This is a genomic window from Salinivibrio sp. AR647 (assembly GCF_001995415.1).
Lineage (GTDB): Bacteria > Pseudomonadota > Gammaproteobacteria > Enterobacterales > Vibrionaceae > Salinivibrio > Salinivibrio costicola.
In genome coordinates, this window is sequence record NZ_MUFE01000002.1 from 199,228 (window position 1) to 219,133 (window position 19,906).

A 19,906-nucleotide genomic window follows, 5' to 3' on the forward strand; every position below is an offset into this window, starting at 1 on the left:
TAAGGATAAATACGATATGACAATCGAAATTCTGGTTCCCGATTTACCCGAATCTGTGGCTGACGCAACGATTGCCACATGGCATAAACAGCCAGGTGACTCGGTAACCCGTGACGAAGTACTGGTTGATATTGAAACAGATAAGGTCGTGCTAGAAGTTCCCGCTCCTGCAGATGGGGTACTGGAATCCATCATTGAAGATGAAGGGTCAACCGTGCTGGGGAAACAAGCGATCGCCAAGCTGAAAGAAGGGGCTGTCGCGGGTGAACCAACCAAAGATGTGCCCGCTGAATCAGAGGCATCACCGGATAAGCGCCACACTGCGTCACTAGAAGAAGAGAGCAATGACTCACTGAGCCCTGCCGTCCGTCGCTTATTGGCTGAACATGATCTTTCTTCGGATGCGGTGAAAGGCACGGGTGTAGGCGGACGCATTACCCGAGAAGATGTGGAAGCGCACCTGAAGAAGCAGCCCGCGCAAAGTAGTGAGCAGAAAGCGGCGACCCAAGATGTGCCGCCAGTGGCAGAGCGAGGCGAGAAGCGTGTGCCGATGACGCGTTTGCGTAAGCGCGTGGCAGAACGTTTGCTCGAAGCAAAAAACAGCACCGCGATGCTAACTACATTTAACGAAGTGAACATGAAGCCAATTATGGAACTGCGTAAGCAGTACCGTGATTCGTTTGAAAAGCGTCATGATATTCGCCTTGGTTTCATGTCTTTTTACGTTAAAGCGGTCGTTGAAGCCCTTAAACGTTATCCAGAAGTGAATGCGTCAATAGATGGTGATGAGATTGTGTATCACAACTATTTTGACGTCAGCATGGCGGTTTCTACCCCGCGTGGTCTGGTAACGCCTGTACTACGCGACTGCGACAAACTAGGCTTTGCCGATATCGAAAAAGGTATTCGTGACTTAGCCATAAAGGGGCGTGACGGCAAGTTGACCGTTGATGAACTCACCGGAGGTAACTTTACCCTGACCAATGGCGGTGTGTTCGGCTCATTAATGTCAACGCCGATCATTAACCCACCTCAAGCTGCCATTCTTGGCATGCATAAAATTCAAGATCGCCCAATGGCGGTAGATGGCAAGGTTGAAATCTTGCCGATGATGTACCTTGCGCTTTCCTATGATCACCGCCTTATTGACGGTCGTGAGTCGGTTGGTTTCTTGGTCACCATCAAAGAGCTCCTTGAAGACCCAACACGTCTGCTCCTAGACGTTTAATGGTGTTATCGACCTCTTTTTGAGGGAAATAAACCGTTTTGAAGGGGACGGAGGTCCCCTTCTTTGGAAAGCATAAAGATACAATAATGGACACTAACACGGATAGAACATCATGAATCTGCACGAATATCAGTCAAAGCAGCTGTTCGCTGAATATGGTCTACCAGTTTCAGAGGGCTATGCCTGCGATACACCACAAGAAGCTGCTGAAGCAGCCGATAAAATTGGCGGCAACAAATGGGTTGTGAAATGCCAAGTTCACGCCGGTGGCCGCGGAAAAGCGGGCGGGGTAAAACTCGCGAACTCAAAAGAAGAAATCCGCGAATTTGCACAGAAATGGCTGGGTAAAAACCTAGTGACATTTCAAACGGACGAGAATGGCCAACCAGTCAGCAAAATTTTGGTTGAGTCTTGCACCGATATCGCTAAAGAGCTTTACCTGGGCGCCGTGGTCGACCGTGGCTCGCGTCGCGTTGTTTTCATGGCATCCACCGAAGGCGGTGTTGAAATAGAAAAAGTCGCCGAAGAAACGCCAGAGCTGATTCACAAAGCATCGATTGATCCTTTGGTTGGCCCACAACCTTACCAGGGTCGCCAACTGGCATTTAAACTTGGCTTAGAAGGTGAGCAAATCAAGCAGTTCACTAAGATCTTTGTCGGGATTGGTCAACTGTTCTTGGATAAAGATGTTGCCTTGGTCGAGGTAAACCCGCTGGTGATTACTGAACAAGGCGATTTGCATTGCTTGGATGCAAAGCTAGCGATTGACAGTAATGCGGTATATCGTCARCCGAAGGTGCGTGCGATGCACGACCCGAGTCAAGACGATGAGCGCGAAGCGCATGCGGCACAGTGGGAGCTGAACTATGTTGCGCTAGACGGCAACATTGGTTGTATGGTGAATGGTGCTGGCTTGGCAATGGGGACCATGGACATTGTTAACTTGCACGGTGGTAGCCCTGCCAACTTCCTCGATGTGGGAGGCGGTGCGACAAAAGAGCGTGTGACAGAAGCCTTTAAAATCATTCTGTCTGATAGCAACGTAAAGGCGGTATTGGTGAACATCTTTGGCGGCATTGTGCGCTGTGATCTGATTGCAGATGGCATTATTGGTGCGGTTGAAGAAGTCGGCGTTAAAGTGCCTGTTGTGGTTCGTCTTGAGGGGAATAACGCAGACTTAGGCGCCAAAAAACTGGCCGATAGTGGTTTGAACATCATTGCGGCAACATCGCTAACCGAAGCCGCACAGAAAGTCGTTGCTGCCGCGGAGGGTAAATAACAATGTCAGTGCTGATCAATAAAGAAACCAAAGTTATCTGCCAAGGATTTACGGGCGGTCAAGGAACCTTCCATTCCGAGCAGGCGATTGAATATGGAACTCAAATGGTCGGTGGCGTATCACCGGGCAAAGGCGGCACGACTCACCTCGGCCTTCCGGTCTTTAATACCGTGGCAGACGCGGTTGAAGCGACCGGCGCCACTGCCTCGGTCATTTATGTGCCAGCGCCTTTTTGTAAAGATGCCATTTTAGAAGCGATTGACGCCGGGATTGAGCTGATCGTCTGTATTACCGAAGGTATTCCAACGCTGGATATGCTGGAAGTGAAAGTGAAACTGGATCAAGCAGGGGTGCGAATGATCGGCCCTAACTGCCCCGGTGTGATTACCCCCGATGAGTCTAAGATTGGCATTATGCCAGGACATATCCATCAGTCGGGTAAGGTAGGCATTGTTTCACGCTCAGGCACCTTGACTTATGAAGCGGTAAAACAAACAACCGATGAAGGCTTTGGCCAATCAACGTGCGTTGGAATTGGTGGTGATCCGATTCCAGGCTCAAACTTTATCGACATCCTCGCGATGTTCGAAAAGGATCCAGCCACCGAAGCAATTGTAATGATTGGTGAAATCGGTGGTACCGCCGAAGAAGAAGCCGCCGCGTACATTAAAGCGAATGTTACCAAGCCGGTTGTGGCTTATATTGCTGGTGTGACTGCGCCTCCAGGCAAACGTATGGGCCATGCGGGTGCAATCATTTCTGGTGGTAAAGGTACCGCAGACGATAAATTTGCGGCCTTGGAAGCGGCAGGCGTGACAACAGTGAAAAGCTTGGCCGATATTGGCAAAGCACTACGTGAAAAAACCAACTGGTAATGTAATTTTCCAGTCACGTAAAGCCCAAAGCCGCTCATGTGAGCGGCTTTTGTCGTTACAGGGAAGACGTTAAGGCGTTAGCAAAGGCCTGCGCGTTTTCACAGCATAAACGTGTTTAACGTTTAGACTCGTTCAGACTATGATCGTCTTCAGGCTATGATCGCATTCAGAGCATCATCGCATTCAGGCCGTGGTCGCAGATACTCAGGTAACGGCGCGAGAGGGGACCAGCTGCGTAAGCATAAATACACTGGCTGCAGCAACCACTACTGACGGCCCTGCGGGCGTATCATAAAACCAGGATCCAGCCATACCCAGCATCACGGCGAACATACCAATCAGGCTAGCAAAAGCAGCCATTTGCTCTGGCGTAGACGCCAGTCGGCGGGCTGTTGCAGCGGGAATGATCAGCATGGATGTAATAATCAGCGCGCCAACAAACTTCATCGCCAATGCGATCACTAAACCAATCAATAGCATCAATAAAAGCCGCAGTTTTTCGACCGCTATCCCTTCGACTTTAGCCAGCTCTTCACTGACGGTCATCGATAGAAGTTGTTCCCAATAATATCCCAGTACAGCAAGCGTAAAGCAGGCGCCGACCGCGAGCCAGGTAAGGTCAGCAAATGAAACCGCCAGCAGATCGCCAAACAAATAGGCCATCAAATCAACCCGCATGTTGTCTAAAAAGCTGACCGCCACTAAGCCCAAAGACAGAGCGCTGTGTGCCAATATCCCGAGTAAGGTATCGGTAGAAACCAGATGTTGGCGTTGCAGACCAACCAACAAGATCGCGAGAAGCAAACACGTCACCACCAGCGCGAGATTTAAGTCAATTTGGAGCAAAAACCCAAGCGCGAGCCCAAGTAATGAAGCGTGTGCTAAGGTATCGCCGAAATAGGCCATCCGACGCCAGACCACAAAAGAGCCTAATGGCCCAGCAATGGCAGCGATAAGTAGGCCACCCATAATAGGGGCAAGAAGGAACTCAATCATGGTGGTGCTCTTGGTGATCACAGCTTACAGGCTGGCCTGCAAGATCATGTTGGTGATGATGGTGGTGATGATATAACGCCAGTTGTTCACTGGTTTGACGACCAAACATCGCGACATAGGATGGATGCTGAGATATGGCGTCGGGTGCGCCAGAGCAGCACACATGGTGTTGAAGGCAAATGACGTCATCGGTCTTGGCCATGACTAAATGCAAATCGTGTGACACCATTAATACCGCGCATTTTAGTGTATCGCGCAGGTGCGCGATGAGGCTATACATTTCTAATTGGCCGCTGACATCGACCCCTTGCACCGGTTCATCTAACACCAGCACATCCGGCTGTTTTAAGATCGCACGCGCCAAAAGAACACGTTGTGTTTCACCGCCCGAAAGCGTGTGCATATTGGCGTATTGCAATGATTCTGCGTTGACGGTTTGCAACGCGTGATCAATTTGGGAATTGGTATAGCGTGTTCCTAGGCGAATAAATCGGTCAACCGTCAAAGGCAGTGTCTGGTTAAGCTGAAGTTTTTGTGGCACATAGCCTATCTTCACCCCTTTAGCGACGTGAACCATACCCGCTGCGGGCTTTACTAAACCAATTAATGCTTTGACTAAGGTTGATTTCCCCGCGCCATTTGGACCAATGAGCGTGGTAATCTGTCCTCGTTTTAATTGCATAGAGACCTTGTCCAGCACATTTCGGCCGTTATAGGTCACCGTCACCGCGTCAAGCGAGACTAGCGAATTTGTCATAGTGAAAAAAAGCATTGTGAATTGGAATTGTTATAATATAACATTTCTGCCCGTCGAGAAAACAAAAGAATGAGAGGAATGATGACAGCTCGTATTATTGGTGGACTTTTTGCGCTATTGCTGGTGATGCCGGCTCACGCGATCACGGTGATGACAACCATTAAACCGCTTCAGCTTATTACGGCAGGACTCATTGCCGATGATGATCGTTTAGACGTGCTTCTACCTCCTGGCGCATCACCGCATGGCTACGCCCTAAAACCTTCAGATATTCGCGCGTTGAATCAAGCCGATATCACCCTATGGGTCGGGCCCGAACTCGAACTGTTTCTCGATAAGTTATTAGCCGATAAGCCCTCGGTGCTGACGCTATCTCAGATCGAGGGGATGCCACTGCGTGATTTTGACGGCGCCCATGATCATCATGGCCATGATCACGGTGAACATAACATCGACCCTCATCTGTGGTTGGGTCCAGACACCACACGGGTAGCCGCGCAAGCGATTACCGCGGCTTTAATTGAGGCGGCGCCGGATAAAGCGGCGATCTATCGGGCTAACCTTAACCGTTTTAATACCCAGCTAACCCAGACCGTCGCGGATATTGAAGATGAGTTATCCACGCATATGCAGTCAGGCTACTTTGTCTTTCATGATGCCTATGGCTACTTTGAAACGGCCTTTGGCCTCGAGAAAACCGGCCATTTTACCGTGGATCCAAGCCAAAAACCGGGCGCTAAGACGTTAGTAACCATTCGCCGAGGATTGCTTAATCATGATGCGACCTGTATCTTCACTGAGCCGCAGTTTAATCCTGCACTGATTGATGCTGTGACCCGACATAATGACGTCAATGTCCTCGAACTCGATCCATTGGCGACGTCAATTCAGGTAACGCCTGATGCTTATCAGGTGTTTTTAAAAGATATGGGAAATCGTTTCGCACGTTGTTTAAAGCATGAAACTACTCACTAACTGGTTAGCTGCTACGGCTCGGCTACCACGCCAGCACAAGCTAGCACTCGCATCATTATCTCTTTTAGTTGGCGCTGCCTTGATGTGGCAGCCCCATCCTTTTTCCTCTTCACGTGATCGCCAACCGATACCTATCCCGAACGATACGCAAAATATCACCTCCGTCGAGCACAGTGAGCCTATCGAACAGGGTCTGGATGCTGATGATCCTGCACTTCGCGTACCGGAAGATGCATTAGAAAAAGACATCACCTCGGAAGCACCGCGCACCCACCAACACACGGTGGCTGCCGGCGATACCTTGGGAGGTATTTTTTCCCAATACGGACTTCCGATCAGCCAGCTTTATCAAATGCTTGATGAAAATGATCGCGTGGGTGACATCCGTCGTGGTCAAAACATGGAGTGGCAGGTCGATGAACAAGGACGGTTATTAACGTTCACCCTGTACCAATCGCTCAAATACCGGGATCAGTATCGTTTTGAGCAGGGGAAGGTAGCGTATGCGCGTTTAGAAACCAAAGGGGATCGTGAAAAAGTCACCGTGATTGGTCGTGTCAACAGCAGTTTTTACCAACAAGCTCGCCAAGCGGGGCTAACCCCCAATCAAATTCAAAACCTGGTTTCGGCATTACAATGGCGGTTTGACTTTGGACGCCAATCGCGTCGAGGCGATCAGTTTGCGATTCAGGTAGATAAAGAGTTTATTGACAATAAACCGGTCTCATCTGGAGATATATCCGCCATGCTCTATCGAGCGGGAGATCGTGATATCTTCATTTATCGACATACAGATGGCCGTTTTTATGATGAGCAAGGGCAAAGCTTAGATCGTGCCCTGCGCCGCATCCCTACGGCGAAACGCTACCGGATTAGCTCATCGTTTGATCCTCACCGCAAGCATCCCATTACGGGGCGTATCTCTCCGCATAACGGGACCGACTTTGCTACCCCCGTTGGGACGTCAGTGCTAGCGGCAGGTGATGGCGTGGTGGTGAAAGCGCGAAAACACCCGTTAGCAGGAAACTATGTTGTCATCAAACATGGTCGTGAATACTCAACCCGTTATCTCCATTTACACCGGATTTTGGTGAAACCTGGCGACCACGTATCAATGGGACAACGGATTGCGCTCAGTGGCAACACGGGACGCTCGACCGGCCCACACCTGCATTTTGAGTTATTAAAGTACGGCCACCCTGTGAATGCCATGAAAGTGCCGTTGCCCGAAGCTCATCCCGTGCCGAGTCAGGAGAGAGGTGAGTTTCAGCGTCAAGCAAAACATGCGCAGCAAGCACTGGAGCAGCGTCTTAATGGGTAATAAATATTAAAAATGTGAGGACTCGCTCACATTTGGGGAGGCAGGGTTTTCTTTCGTAGTGACTAGCAGGACACTACAAGGCTTAACCCTGCAACCCTGTCTCGCATTTTATACATGAAACGCCAATGTCTTTGTTTTTTATGGTTGGCTCTTGTTCTCCTTTGTCTGCCTTTGCATGCGCACGAACCACTACAAACGTCATTTCAATCTTATCCGGGGCTCAGTGCGCTTGGTGATGTGCGAGATGTCGCGGTCCAACCCTCAGGCGGTATGTGGCTGCTTAATAATCAAGGCGATATTTATTTCTTCGATGGACAACAATCCCACCCTCTAGACGAAACGCTGACCTTACCTGACGAAAAAATAGTGACCATTGCCTATGCCCACCAAACGTTATGGCTTGCGGGCCAACGAGGTATTTATCGCTTTCGCACGGGTGACAATACGCTAATCCAATATAAGTTGTCAGACAGCGGCAAAGACACACGCGGCGAGAGTCAACCTCGATTAGCCGCGGTGAATAACACGCTGTGGTATATCCAAGATGGACAATTAAGCCGTTATCACGTCAAAGAGAATCAATTTCGTATTTGGCGAGCTGGTCAATGGCGTGCGGACCATACGTGGCTTACCGCTGAGCACCGATTAGTCGCGATCGGCAAAGGTTTGTATCAGCTTACCGATGACGGTATTCGCCAACTCACGCGCTTTACGAGCTCTGTGACTGCGATAACGGCAAAGGGAGATAGAGCTTGGGTCAGTACTGAACGAGGCGTCTACCTCTTAGCGTTATCAGACCGTGCGGTTCAAGCACAGCATCTACTTAATACCCAAGGGGGTTACCAGCGCCTAACGGTTGGCTCCGGTGGGCTTTGGGCGGCGCGTGCCGATGGCGTCTATTTTCTCTCTATTGGCGGGGAAGCAACGCCCGTGTGGCAGCCCGGCGCTCGGTTAATACCGGGAAAGTCAGTCACCTTTTTGTGGGGCGACTTTGAGGGCGGCGTCTGGTTTTCAACCGATAAGACAACCCGTTATCGCGCGCCTGGGCAACGCTGGATTTCGCATCAACATCAGGATGTGCCAACAGCGATGACACAAGGTTTTCTGGCCAGTAGTGATCCTCGGGGGCTGTATTCAGGCGGTTGGCGGAATTTAAGCGCTGACCTCACGCTCCCCGAGTCTCTCTCGTCACTCTCGGCTCAGCATTTATATGTCGACTCAAATGGCGTTATGTGGCTGGCGTTCAAGGATCGCCTCATTCGCTATTGGCCTGAATCTGAAAAGGTTATCGATTATGGCACTAATTGGCAATCTGATGCGGGCGATATATTAGGCTTTTATGATGATGGCAGAGGGAGTGTTTGGATTCGTCATCGCCAAGGGCTGACGCGTTATCGTCATGATCAGTTCCAGCCGATACCGCTCATGGATGCCTTACTACCCATCGTTGATCTCTATGCCGATGAGCAAGGGCGGGTATGGTTGGTGAATAATAAGGGGCTATATCAATACAACCCAAACTTATCTAATTCAACCTCGGTGGCGTACCTAGCATTGGAGAATGAAGCCTTTCGCTGTATCACTGGAAATCGAGATGGTATCTGGGCGTACAGTAATCAGGCTTTAATCCATATTGCACCACGAGGTTTTATCCGCACTTTCCGACTGCCTTCTGAGTCTGAGCAAGTGGCTTGTTTTGCGTCTCGCCCGCATCAGTTGACCATTCTGGACGCTGAAAATAAGTACGTGATTGAAACCGACCAACTCGCGTTTTCGCTGCGTAAACCGCCTCAGGTGGTGATCGGGGCTCTGTGGCAGCAACATAAGCGCTGGCGTGTTGGCCCACGCCAGCAGACCGCAATCACACTGCTCGAAAAAAGCCCGGTTAACGTGTCTTGGGGAAGCTGGCCGCCAGAGCGTCAGGTCTCTCGTATTCATTACCAATTGGTCCCTTACCGACAATCTGGCCAGTCTTTGGCTAAACCGCTGGCCGCTTGGCAGCAAACCGGAAGAGAAACCTTCTCGTTAGCGAATATGGTCGGAGGGCACTATCAGCTTCGGGTTGCCATTCCGCGTGATGGCGCGTCGCATACTGTGCTGGATATGAGGGTCTCTATGCCGATATTGCCTCACCTGGTGAGCGGTGTCGTTTTGATGCTCTTTGTCAGTATTGTATTAGCCGCAGTTAGGTTAGCGTTCAAACAACGGCACCAGGTTGGGCAGCATACTGATTTTCCCTTGGATCATGCCGGTGCATATCCGGTTTTTCAGTCCACGTTGAAACCCATGTGGACTGAAGACCAAGCGCTCGCTGTGCCGAGTGAAACTAAAAAACGAGAGGGTGCAACGGAGGCCTTGGCGGAATCCTCGGATGCTGGGTGACATGATCACGACAAAACCGTTAGTCCTTGAGTAACAAGCGCCTCTCTAAACTGACTCACAAGTGCTGTTTGCTGTGACGGTGAGCGCGGCGTCGCCTGGAGGTGCCCCCAGATTGGATTGGGCCATACTGCATCGTCGCGAAATCGCGCAACATGATGGAGATGAAGCTGCGGGACCAGATTACCAATTGCTGCAATATTGAGCTTATCGGGAGCAAAAAGAGATTCTAGACAGCTTGCGACTAGGGCGGACTCTTGCCAGAGTGTTTGTTGATCGCTTGGGCTAAGATGATGAATTTCTTCGATGCCATCTACCCGAGGGATAAGCAAAAGCCATGGACCAAAATCTGCGCCTGCAAGACGTAATTGGCACAATGCAAAATCGCCGACATACGCGCTGTCAGCGGCTAAACGAGGGTGAAGAGAAAAAGACATAGCCACTCCGTATTGAAATGAATCTCGCCAGCTTACATCACAACCTACGAGTGGGTCACGGCAAATAAAAAGCCCACCGACAAGGTGGGCTTCGCTATCAGGTTATATCGTCCGCTTAGCCATTACATGCGTTCAAGCGTATTGATGCCCAATAGCGCCAAACCTTGCTTGATGGTTTTCGCAGTGAGTGCGGCCATGCGCAAGCGGCTTTGGCGAGTGTGTCCTTCTGAGAGCAGGATTGGGCAAGCTTCATAAAAGCTAGAGAACAAGCCTGCAAGCTCAAAGAGGTAACTACACATTAAGTGCGGCTGTCCTTCTCGGGCTACAGATTTCACGGCTTCTTCAAATTGCAGTAGCTTAGCAACCAATGCTTTTTCTTTTTCGTGCTCAATGATCATCTCACCGTCAAGCGCATCCCGATCGACGCCTGATTTTGCAAAGACTGAGGCAACGCGGGTATATGCGTATTGCATGTAAGGCGCGGTATTCCCCTCAAAGGCCAGCATATGATCCCAGTCGAAAATATAATCGGTAGTACGGTGCTTGGAGAGATCGGAGTATTTTACCGCTGCCATTGCAACCGTCGTCGCGATATTCGCTTGCTCGGCCGCATCCATATCAGGGTTCTTTTCAGCAATCAGTGCTTTGGCACGCGTTTCTGCTTCGTCCAATAGGTCAGCAAGACGCACTGTGCCGCCCGCACGTGTTTTAAACGGTTTGCCATCTTTACCCAGCATCATGCCGAATGCATGGTGCTCCAAGCTAACGGTTTCCGGAACATACTCGGCTTTACGAACAATGGTCCAGGCTTGCATTAGGTGTTGATGCTGGCGTGAATCAATGAAATACATCACGCGATCAGCGTTAAATTGTTCATAGCGATACTTGGCGCAAGCAATGTCGGTGGTGGTATAAAGAAAGCCGCCATCACGTTTTTGGATGATCACACCCATCGGCTCGCCATCTTTATTTTTATATTCGTCGAGAAAGACCACCTGAGCCCCATCGTCTTCGACCGCGATGCCTTTCGCTTTTAAGTCTTCAACAATACCCGGCAGCATATCGTTATAAAGGCTCTCGCCCATGACATCTTTTGGTGTCAGGGAAACGTTTAGACGGTCATAGTTCTGCTGGTTCTGCTCTAACGTGACTTTAACGAGCTTTTCCCACTTCTCTTTGCAATAGGCATCGCCACGCTGCAATCGCACCACGTAGTCACGTGCGGTGGCGGCAAAGGCTTCGTCTTCATCGTAGCGCGCTTTAGACTCACGATAGAAGTTTTCAATATCGCCCAGCTCCATAGAGATATCATCACCGCGTGACTCGTGCAGCTCGAGGTTAGCAATCAACATACCGAATTGCGTTCCCCAATCACCTAGGTGGTTGGCCCGTGTAACCTTGTGACCCAAAAACTCTAATGTACGCACCACCGCATCACCGATAATGGTGGAGCGTAAATGACCAACGTGCATTTCTTTAGCAACGTTAGGTGCCGAGTAATCGACGACAATATTTTGCTTATCTTGTTTCTCGATACCTAAGTGAGCGTCGGACAGGGCGATATCCGCCTGTTTAGCCAGCCACTGATCGTTTAAAAAGATATTGATAAAGCCTGGACCGGCAATCTCTGCGCGACTTGCCATCTCACCGAGATCAAGCGCATCCAATACCTTTTGGGCAAATTCACGCGGGTTCGTCCCGATCTTTTTGGCTGCACCCATCACACCATTGGCCTGATAATCACCAAATTGTGGTTTTGCAGATTGACGCACTGCTGCTGGTGTGCCCTCAGGCGCACCCGCCGCAACCATGGCGGCAGAAACTTTTTCGTTAAGAAGACTTTGAATATTCACTTGCTTACCTTTACTACTAGCCGGGCTGATTATGAATGACCCGTTATGTGGGTTTCCAGCTTATCAATACAAGAATCCGCCAACACTGTATTGCGCGAGAATGAAGCGTGCAAACACAGTGTTGGCGGGATGCTGTATTGTCGCGAACCATGACGTTCATCGACGCGGATGATCCCTAATGATACCCATAAAACAGCAGGCATTGGCAATAGTTATTCACCGCCTTCCTTGATATCTTTACGCGCCGGAATACAACGAGCCTTTTTTCCCTCTCGGAGGTTACCAATTATGATGCCATTAAAGGCAAAGTCGTAGTGCGAGATGACACCACTTTTTAGATAAAATCAACCAGTTGCTTACACAGGTTCTTATGATCTCAACAATGAGGTAGAGGCCAGCGCCGGTGCGCTGGCAATCGATGGCGGTTTGGTGAAAATAAGGAGGCTGAGTTACAAGATCACGGTTTTATTGCCGTGAACGAAGACGCGATCGTCGATAACGCGAGCGATCGCTTGGCTGAGCACGCTTTTTTCTACGTCCCGGCCAGCTTTTGCCATATCTTGTGCGCTAAAGCTATGATCAACATGAATCACATCTTGGCCAATAATAGGGCCCTCATCTAAATCGTTGGTGACAAAGTGTGCCGTCGCACCAATGATTTTGACCCCGCGCTCGAAGGCTTGATGATAGGGGCGTGCACCAATAAAAGCAGGCAAAAAGCTATGGTGAATATTAATAATGCGATGCGGATATTGGGCGACAAAATCTGGCGTTAGCACCCGCATATATTTGGCAAGAATAATATAATCAGGCTGGTGGCCTTGAATGGCCTTAATCATCGCTTGCTCGTGCTCGTCGCGACTTAATCCTTCATGGCTAACAAAGTGAAACGGGATATCAAACCGCTCGGTTAAAGGCTGTAACTTATCGTAATTCCCCACCACAGCGGCAATCTCTATATCGAGCGATCCGTCATACGCTTTCATCAAAATATCGCCGAGACAATGCGACTCTTTGGTGACCATGATCACCACACGTTTGCGACGCGAACTGACTAATTGACGCTGACTACCGGGTGGTAATGCGTGGTCAAGATCCAATAGCAAGGTATGATCGTTGAAAATTCCCTCCAGCTCGGTGCGCATATAAAACTGACCGGTGGCGTGATCAACGTATTCGCGGTTATGAATAATATTGAGTTGGTGTTTGTAGCAAATATTGGTAATGGTAGCGATTAAGCCTTGAGCGTCAGGGCAATCCGTGAGTAGTGTTTTTCGTTCCATGCTGATACTGTGCTGCTTATTATTAAAGCCTCGGTTTTACCCTGTCTGGCGGGCTAGGTCAAAGTGATTTTCGCAGTGATCTTGGCTTTCGACCCTGAATGGTTTGATCCATTTTGGGGGTTTGGCATAATGCTCTCTTTCCCCTGTGTATTTATCCAATGATCCGTAAGGTTTTTTCAGAGACGGGCGCGCTGGCTAAAGCCATTAACGGCTTCGTGCCTCGCCAACCGCAAACAGATATGGCGATCGCTGTCGATACGGCCATTCGTGAACAAGGCCAGTTAGTGGTTGAAGCGGGCACAGGAACCGGGAAAACCTATGCCTATCTGGCCCCGGTGTTGTTAAGCGGTAAAAAAGCGATTATCAGTACCGGGTCGAAAAACCTGCAAGAGCAGCTCTACCATCGCGATTTACCCTTGATGAAGTCTGCGCTGGGCTATACCGGTACCACGGCGCTACTCAAAGGCCGGGTTAATTATCTTTGCCCTGAACGTTTAGAGCGGCAAATTAGCGAGTGTCACCGCCCAGATAGTGAACCGGGACAACTGAGTCAGTTGGTCAAAATTCGTGAGTGGTCATCGTATACTGAATCGGGCGATTTGAGTGAATGTGAGGCGCTTGCCGAAGACAGTCCGCTCATTCCTGTTGTGACCTCCACCAATGATAACTGTCTGGGAAAAGACTGCCCCAGCTATGAAGACTGTTACGTGGTTAAAGCCCGACGTCGTGCGATGGATGCCGATGTGGTGGTGGTTAATCATCATTTATTTTTGGCAGATGTCGCCATCAAAGAAACCGGCTTTGGTGAACTGATCCCAGATGCCGATGTGATGGTGTTTGATGAAGCGCATCAACTGCCCGATATTGCCAGCCAGTATTTTGGCCAGTCTTTGTCGAGTCGCCAACTCCAAGACGCGGCCAAAGACATTCATATCGCCTACCGGACCGAACTTCGTGACACCCGCCAACTGGAAAAAGTGGCCGATCGTCTCTCGCAAGCAGCGATGGATATGCGGTTAGTAATGGGGGAGCCAGGGTTTCGAGGCAATTGGCGCGAGCTTCAAGCGTCGCCCGTGGTTGAAAAAGAACTGGTGCGACTGTCCGATGCCCTCGATTTAGTTCATGACGTTGTCAAGTTGTCGCTTGGGCGAAGCCAGTTATTGGATGCCGCATTTGACCGTATTACGCTGTTTAAAGCCCGATTAACGCGCCTTCGCGATACGTCGATAACCGGATATTCCTACTGGTATGAATGTACACGCCATCATTTTAGCTTGAATATTACGCCATTATCCGTAGCGGACCGTTTTCGTGAACAAATGGCCGAACAAGGCGGTGCATGGATCTTTACCTCGGCCACCTTGGCCGTAGAGGGAGATTTTGGCCACTTTAATCACCGATTAGGGATCGATGCCAAACAACAAATGACGCTGGAAAGCCCGTTTAATTATCCAGAACAAGCTCGATTGTGTGTGCCACGTCATGTCCCTGAGACCAATAGTTATCGCCGTGCGAATAAATTGGCCGCCATGCTCGGGCCGGTGATTGAACGCAACCAAGGCCGTTGCTTTTTTCTCTGCACGTCGCACCAAATGGTCCGTGAGCTCTCGGCGTTATTTCGCGAGCAGTTGTCATTGCCGGTGTTGATGCAAGGCGAAATGCCTAAACAGCGCCTATTGGCAGAATACTTGTCTTTAGGTAACGCGCTACTGGTGGCGACAGGGGCATTTTGGGAAGGCATTGATGTACGAGGCCAGGCCTTGAGTTGCGTTATCATTGATAAGTTGCCGTTTGCGTCGCCGGATGATCCTTTATTAAAAGCACGCATTGAAGACTGCAAATTGCAAGGTGGCGATCCCTTCGCTCAGGTACAAATTCCCGAAGCAGTGATCACGCTTAAACAAGGCGTGGGGCGATTGATTCGTGATCAACAAGACTATGGCGCATTGATTATCTGTGATAACCGCTTAGTCACCCGTGCCTATGGCGCGACCTTTTTACGCAGTTTACCTGCTATCCCACGGACACGGGAGCTTAACCATATTGACGATTTTTTGTCGCCCTCAGAGGCGGACAATAAAACCGTTCACTCGCATTTATCACATCAACCTATAGAGGGTTAAATGACGCTAAAAATACTTGCCGTCGATACGGCGACGGAGAATTGTTCAGTGGCACTTAGTTGTGGCGATCATGTTATTTCACGCAGTGAAATCGCCCCACGCGAACACACGAATAAGATCCTGCCGATGGTTGATGAAGTCCTGGCAGAAGCCGGCGTCGCACTCAGCCAGGTGGATGCGTTGGCGTTCGGCCGCGGGCCGGGCAGTTTTACCGGTGTACGCATTGGTATTGGTATTGCCCAAGGACTCGCTTTTGGCGCGGATTTGCCCATGATTGGCGTGTCGACGCTAGAGGCGATGGCGGCACAAAGCTACCGACTGAGCGGCGCAACCCGTGTCCTCGCTGCGATTGACGCGCGGATGGGCGAGTTATATGTCGGTCAGTACCAACGCACACAAACAGGCCGTTGGCAGTGTTTAGGTGAGGAAGTGGTCGTCGCACCCGATGCGCTTTCACCTCACTCGAACCAAGGTGTTTGGACATTGGCAGGAACCGGCTGGCCTGCCTATCCTGATCTAGAGGCCCAGTTGGGATTGCAAAGCGTCAGGTCAGACGTGTTGTACCCGCAAGCGCAAGATATGATCGCGATTGCACAACACGCGTACCAGTCAGGAGAAGCGGTGGCCGCCGAGCTAGCCAGCCCCACCTATTTGCGAGATAAAGTCACGTGGAAGAAATTACCCGGGCGAGAGTAGGCCGGTAGTCGGTCGGTGAGCATAGGAAGCGAATATGGTATCGATTAACGGTGTACCGTCCCCACAGACGACCCGATCGAATCAATCCCAGCGTGCGGCAAACAAACAGAAAGCCACACGCAAGCAAACGCCGAAGACGACGCAAGTTGCCAACGCGGTTCGCCAGCGCGTTGACCCAGTGTCGGTTGCGCAAGCTGAGCAAGCGCAGCAACAGGTGCAGTATGATTTACCTGATGGTCGAGGTCGGCAGGCAATGGAATCTTACTTCGCCGTGTTAAACCAAACACGGCGAGAGGAACTGTTGAGCTTGGTTGGGGTCGATATATACGTTTAATGGCGCACAAAAGGAGCGTGTTGTATGAAACCTTATTGGCTAGTCGTTCTTGGTGCCTTGGTTTTAACCGGCTGCTCAACGTTGCCGGAGACACTCAAAGGACGCATGGATCAGCCCGTGACTGAATATCCAGTTGTGGCGAAAATGACTGAGGCGCAACGAGGCGAGGAAGTGCGCTTAGGCGGGATGATTGTCGGTGTCAACAACCGGGAGTCTGACTCGGTTGTAGAAATCGTAGCTTTACCAATCTCAGATGCGGGACGTCCCGATATTAAGGCCTCATCCCTCGGGCGTTTTAAAGCCGTTTTTGATGGGTTTGTGGAGCCTGCTGATTATGCCAAAGGGCGGCCGATTACCATTCTCGGCGACTTTGACTCACGCCAGCAAGGTATGGTCGATGCGTACGCCTATGATTACCCAGTGCTTAAGGTGAAAGGACATCAATTATGGAATATTGAGCAACAAGTGATTGATGATGACAGGCCGTATTGTTACGGGTCGTATTGTTCTCGACTTCGTATCGGTGTCGGTACCGGGCATGTGCAAAGCGTGATTACCCTTCCTTAACCCATAACGGGTCGCCATGCTATCCACACCGTTAAGTGCAAAGCTTGATGCTTTATTGGCCCAGCCCCCTGAGCAAGTGGGCCTTTGCTCGGGGTTGGTTGCCACATCTATCCCGCTTGCAGACATTCAGGTAGCGGCGGCTGTGCGTACGCCCAGCCATGGCGCACCGACATTAGTGTTCATGCACGGTTGGCAAGATAATCTCGCGAGTTTTCATTCGCTGCTTCCTTTATTGCCGCAAGATTTTGGGCTCATTCTGTTTGATTGGCCAGGACATGGTTTATCGGAACACAAACCCGGTGATTATTATTATCCGTTTTTTGACTATCTTGATGATCTGCACCAAGTGCTGAACCACTCATCGCTCTCGCTGCTCGGTCACACAGGGCCGGTGGTGCTGGTGGGTCATTCACTGGGTGGGGTGGTCGCTAGCTGTTATGCGGCTAGTTTCCCCGATAGTATTGATGCCATGGTGACCATTGAAGCGCTCGGCCCGATCGCGGAACCTGAGCAGACGGTCACTGAACGTTTTGTGAACAGCTTGAATCAACGGGCCATTTTAAGAGCAAAGGCCCCCCGTTACTTTGATTCGGCGCTTAAGGCGCTACGGTTACGCGCCTCGATAAATAAAGTGTCGCTTGAGTCACTTCTGCCTTTGGTGGCTCGAGGACTTTCGGTATGTACACAAGGCGTACGCTGGCGTCATGACCGCAAATTAGACGCAGAAGCGCTTTATCGAATGTCGCCAGCTCACAGTGAGTCGATTATTCGAGCGATCAATTGCCCAGTACTGGCGATTCGAGCGACAGATGGGTATCCTGCATTTCGCTCAACAGATGCGGCCATCCGGGCAACGTGGTTTCAACAACTCACCCTCGCTGAGCTTCCCGGAACCCATCATTGCCACCTTCAACAACCGCAACAAACTGTGTCGTTGATAACGGATTTTGTGACCAAAATTCAAACGCGCACTTAAAATGCTCGTGTAAAAATAATGTTAACGTTATGGTAGGCAGGTTAAACACTTGTTTGAATTATACCTTGCGTCGATCGAAGTGGGCAAAATAGCCGACCAGCAGAAATATAGGAGAAAGCCAGTGGAAAAGGTATGGCTTAATCGTTACCCGTCGGATGTGCCGGCGGAAATAGATCCAGATGCTCATCGCTCCCTTGTTGAAATGTTTGAACATTCTGTTCAACAGTACGCCGACCAGACTGCCTTTATTAATATGGGGCAGGTGATGACGTTTCGTAAATTGGAAGAGCGTAGCCGCGCGTTTGCGGCCTATTTGCAAAATGAGCTGAAGCTGAAAAAAGGCGATCGCGTTGCGATCATGATGCCAAACCTGCTGCAATATCCGATTGCTTTATTCGGCATTTTACGTGCCGGTTGTGTTGCTGTTAACGTCAATCCGTTATATACCCCTCGTGAGTTAGAGCACCAGCTGACGGACGCGGGAGCAAAGGCCATTGTGATTGTCAGTAACTTTGCCCATACATTAGAAAAAGTGGTCGACAATACCCCAGTCAAGCATGTGATTTTGACCAGCTTAGGCGAGCAACTACCGCGCGCCAAAGGAACCTTGGTGAACTTTGTGGTCAAATACGTGAAGAAAATGGTACCCAAGTATCATTTACCTCATGCCACATCGATGCGCCAAACGCTGAGTCGTGGTCGCCGAATGCAATACGTTAAGCCTTTCTTGAAAGGCGATGATGTCGCTTTCCTCCAGTACACGGGTGGCACCACTGGATTGGCGAAAGGCGCTATCTTAACCCACCGCAATATGTTGGCGAATGTCTATCAAGCAAAAGGTACCTACCAGCCGGTGCTTAATGCGGGTGAAGAAGTGGTGGTAACTGCATTACCGCTTTATCACGTCTTTGCGTTGACCGTAAACTGCCTGTTGTTTATCGAGATGGGGGGGCAGAACTTACTGATTTCTAACCCGCGTGATATTCCAGGCTTTGTGAAAGAGCTACAAAAATATCCATTTACCGCGATCACCGGCGTAAATACGTTATTCAATGCCTTACTCAACAACGAAGATTTCCATGAGCTCGATTTCTCGAACCTACGCTTGACCGTGGGAGGAGGCATGGCGGTACAGCGTGCAGTGGCTGAAAATTGGAAAAAACTGACGGGTAAGCACTTACTCGAAGGATATGGGTTAACCGAATGCTCACCTTTGGTTGCCGCGTATCCGTACGATCTGCGAGACTACAATGGCTCAATTGGTTTGCCCGTGCCCTCGACTGAGGTCCGTATTGTCGATGATGAAGGTAACGATGTCGCCGATAATCAACCCGGTGAGCTTCTAGTACGTGGCCCACAGGTGATGCAAGGCTACTGGAATCGGCCTGAAGCCACACGGGAGAGCATTGATGAACATGGCTGGTTAGCGACCGGTGATGTGGTGCAGTTTGATGATGATGGTTTCTTGCACATTGTTGACCGCAAAAAAGACATGATTTTGGTATCAGGCTTCAATGTTTACCCAAATGAAGTGGAAGACGTGGTCGCTCTGCACGAAAAAGTGCTCGAGGTTGCAGCGATTGGCCAGCCTAACGAAAACTCGGGCGAGTTGGTGAAGATCTGTGTGGTGAAAAAAGATCCCTCGCTCACGCGAGATGATCTCGTTGCCCACTGTCGTAAGCATCTTACGGGCTATAAGGTACCGCGTGTGGTGGAATTTAGGGATGAATTACCTAAAACCAATGTTGGTAAGATTTTGCGTCGTGAGTTAAGAGACGAGTCTGAGGCGCCTGCGCAAAAAGCGTCGGCTTGATGCGAACCGACCCA

At 50.2% G+C, this 19,906-nt stretch carries 17 protein-coding genes; 12 read left to right on the plus strand and 5 right to left on the minus strand.

What is annotated here, in order from left to right; translation table 11 throughout:
* Nucleotides 1-16 precede the first annotated feature (16 nt).
* The 3 genes from odhB to sucD all read left to right on the plus strand — a co-directional run bounded on the left by odhB (nucleotide 17) and on the right by sucD (nucleotide 3,382).
* The gene (gene odhB, locus BZG76_RS03460) at nucleotides 17-1,228 is read left to right on the plus strand and encodes a 2-oxoglutarate dehydrogenase complex dihydrolipoyllysine-residue succinyltransferase (protein WP_021022454.1); all 1,212 of its coding nucleotides are present in this window, start codon (nucleotides 17-19) and stop codon (nucleotides 1,226-1,228) included.
* 112 nt (nucleotides 1,229-1,340) lie between these two features.
* Entirely contained in the window at nucleotides 1,341-2,507 is a 1,167-nt protein-coding gene (sucC, locus tag BZG76_RS03465) for an ADP-forming succinate--CoA ligase subunit beta (RefSeq protein WP_077460170.1), read from the plus strand.
* A gap of 2 nt (nucleotides 2,508-2,509) precedes the next feature.
* A complete protein-coding gene (gene sucD, locus BZG76_RS03470; protein ID WP_021022452.1) occupies nucleotides 2,510-3,382 on the plus strand; it encodes a succinate--CoA ligase subunit alpha in 873 nt (290 codons plus the stop codon).
* Nucleotides 3,383-3,586: 204 nt separating this feature from the next.
* Here the strand turns inward: sucD and znuB are convergent, their stop codons facing one another.
* Together znuB and znuC are read right to left on the minus strand one after the other, a co-directional pair.
* Nucleotides 3,587-4,378: a zinc ABC transporter permease subunit ZnuB gene (gene znuB / locus BZG76_RS03475; protein ID WP_077460171.1), complete on the minus strand. Its 792-nt coding sequence runs from the start codon at nucleotides 4,376-4,378 to the stop codon at nucleotides 3,587-3,589.
* A complete protein-coding gene (gene znuC, locus BZG76_RS03480) occupies nucleotides 4,371-5,135 on the minus strand; it encodes a zinc ABC transporter ATP-binding protein ZnuC (protein ID WP_077460172.1) in 765 nt (254 codons plus the stop codon). The genes znuB and znuC overlap by 8 nt, the downstream gene beginning before the upstream one ends.
* A gap of 78 nt (nucleotides 5,136-5,213) precedes the next feature.
* On the opposite strand from znuC, the gene znuA reads away from it, so the two are divergent.
* The 3 genes from znuA to BZG76_RS03495 all read left to right on the plus strand — a co-directional run bounded on the left by znuA (nucleotide 5,214) and on the right by BZG76_RS03495 (nucleotide 9,813).
* Complete coding sequence (znuA, locus tag BZG76_RS03485) at nucleotides 5,214-6,110, plus strand: zinc ABC transporter substrate-binding protein ZnuA (RefSeq protein WP_241824039.1); 897 nt, start codon at nucleotides 5,214-5,216, stop codon at nucleotides 6,108-6,110.
* Nucleotides 6,094-7,431 (plus strand): murein DD-endopeptidase MepM, encoded by a 1,338-nt coding sequence (gene mepM / locus BZG76_RS03490; protein WP_077460174.1) that lies wholly within the window; start codon nucleotides 6,094-6,096, stop codon nucleotides 7,429-7,431. The genes znuA and mepM overlap by 17 nt, the downstream gene beginning before the upstream one ends.
* A gap of 114 nt (nucleotides 7,432-7,545) precedes the next feature.
* Nucleotides 7,546-9,813, plus strand: a complete 2,268-nt coding sequence (locus BZG76_RS03495; RefSeq protein WP_077460175.1) for a hypothetical protein — start codon at nucleotides 7,546-7,548, stop codon at nucleotides 9,811-9,813.
* A 5-nt stretch (nucleotides 9,814-9,818) separates the two neighbouring features.
* Here BZG76_RS03495 and BZG76_RS03500 read toward each other — a convergent pair whose 3' ends face one another.
* The 3 genes from BZG76_RS03500 to purU all read right to left on the minus strand — a co-directional run bounded on the left by BZG76_RS03500 (nucleotide 9,819) and on the right by purU (nucleotide 13,383).
* A complete protein-coding gene (locus BZG76_RS03500) occupies nucleotides 9,819-10,247 on the minus strand; it encodes an HIT domain-containing protein (RefSeq protein WP_077460176.1) in 429 nt (142 codons plus the stop codon).
* Nucleotides 10,248-10,369: 122 nt separating this feature from the next.
* Nucleotides 10,370-12,100, minus strand: a complete 1,731-nt coding sequence (gene argS / locus BZG76_RS03505; protein ID WP_077460177.1) for an arginine--tRNA ligase — start codon at nucleotides 12,098-12,100, stop codon at nucleotides 10,370-10,372.
* Between the two features lie 449 nt (nucleotides 12,101-12,549).
* Nucleotides 12,550-13,383 carry a formyltetrahydrofolate deformylase gene (gene purU, locus BZG76_RS03510; RefSeq protein ID WP_021022444.1) on the minus strand — a complete coding sequence of 278 codons (834 nt, stop codon included), beginning with the start codon at nucleotides 13,381-13,383 and terminating at the stop codon, nucleotides 12,550-12,552.
* Nucleotides 13,384-13,541: 158 nt separating this feature from the next.
* Here purU and BZG76_RS03515 point away from each other — a divergent pair, with 158 nt between their 5' ends.
* The 6 genes from BZG76_RS03515 (at nucleotide 13,542) to fadD (ending at nucleotide 19,892) form a co-directional block, all read left to right on the plus strand.
* Entirely contained in the window at nucleotides 13,542-15,506 is a 1,965-nt protein-coding gene (locus tag BZG76_RS03515; RefSeq protein ID WP_077460178.1) for an ATP-dependent DNA helicase, read from the plus strand.
* A complete protein-coding gene (gene tsaB / locus BZG76_RS03520; protein WP_077460179.1) occupies nucleotides 15,507-16,202 on the plus strand; it encodes a tRNA (adenosine(37)-N6)-threonylcarbamoyltransferase complex dimerization subunit type 1 TsaB in 696 nt (231 codons plus the stop codon). It abuts the gene before it with no gap.
* 34 nt (nucleotides 16,203-16,236) lie between these two features.
* The gene (locus tag BZG76_RS03525; protein ID WP_021022441.1) at nucleotides 16,237-16,536 is read left to right on the plus strand and encodes a hypothetical protein; all 300 of its coding nucleotides are present in this window, start codon (nucleotides 16,237-16,239) and stop codon (nucleotides 16,534-16,536) included.
* Nucleotides 16,537-16,560: 24 nt separating this feature from the next.
* Complete coding sequence (locus tag BZG76_RS03530) at nucleotides 16,561-17,103, plus strand: Slp family lipoprotein (RefSeq protein WP_021022440.1); 543 nt, start codon at nucleotides 16,561-16,563, stop codon at nucleotides 17,101-17,103.
* A gap of 16 nt (nucleotides 17,104-17,119) precedes the next feature.
* Entirely contained in the window at nucleotides 17,120-18,079 is a 960-nt protein-coding gene (locus tag BZG76_RS03535; RefSeq protein WP_241824040.1) for an alpha/beta fold hydrolase, read from the plus strand.
* A 121-nt stretch (nucleotides 18,080-18,200) separates the two neighbouring features.
* Nucleotides 18,201-19,892, plus strand: a complete 1,692-nt coding sequence (gene fadD, locus BZG76_RS03540) for a long-chain-fatty-acid--CoA ligase FadD (protein ID WP_077460180.1) — start codon at nucleotides 18,201-18,203, stop codon at nucleotides 19,890-19,892.
* Nucleotides 19,893-19,906: the final 14 nt, after the last annotated feature.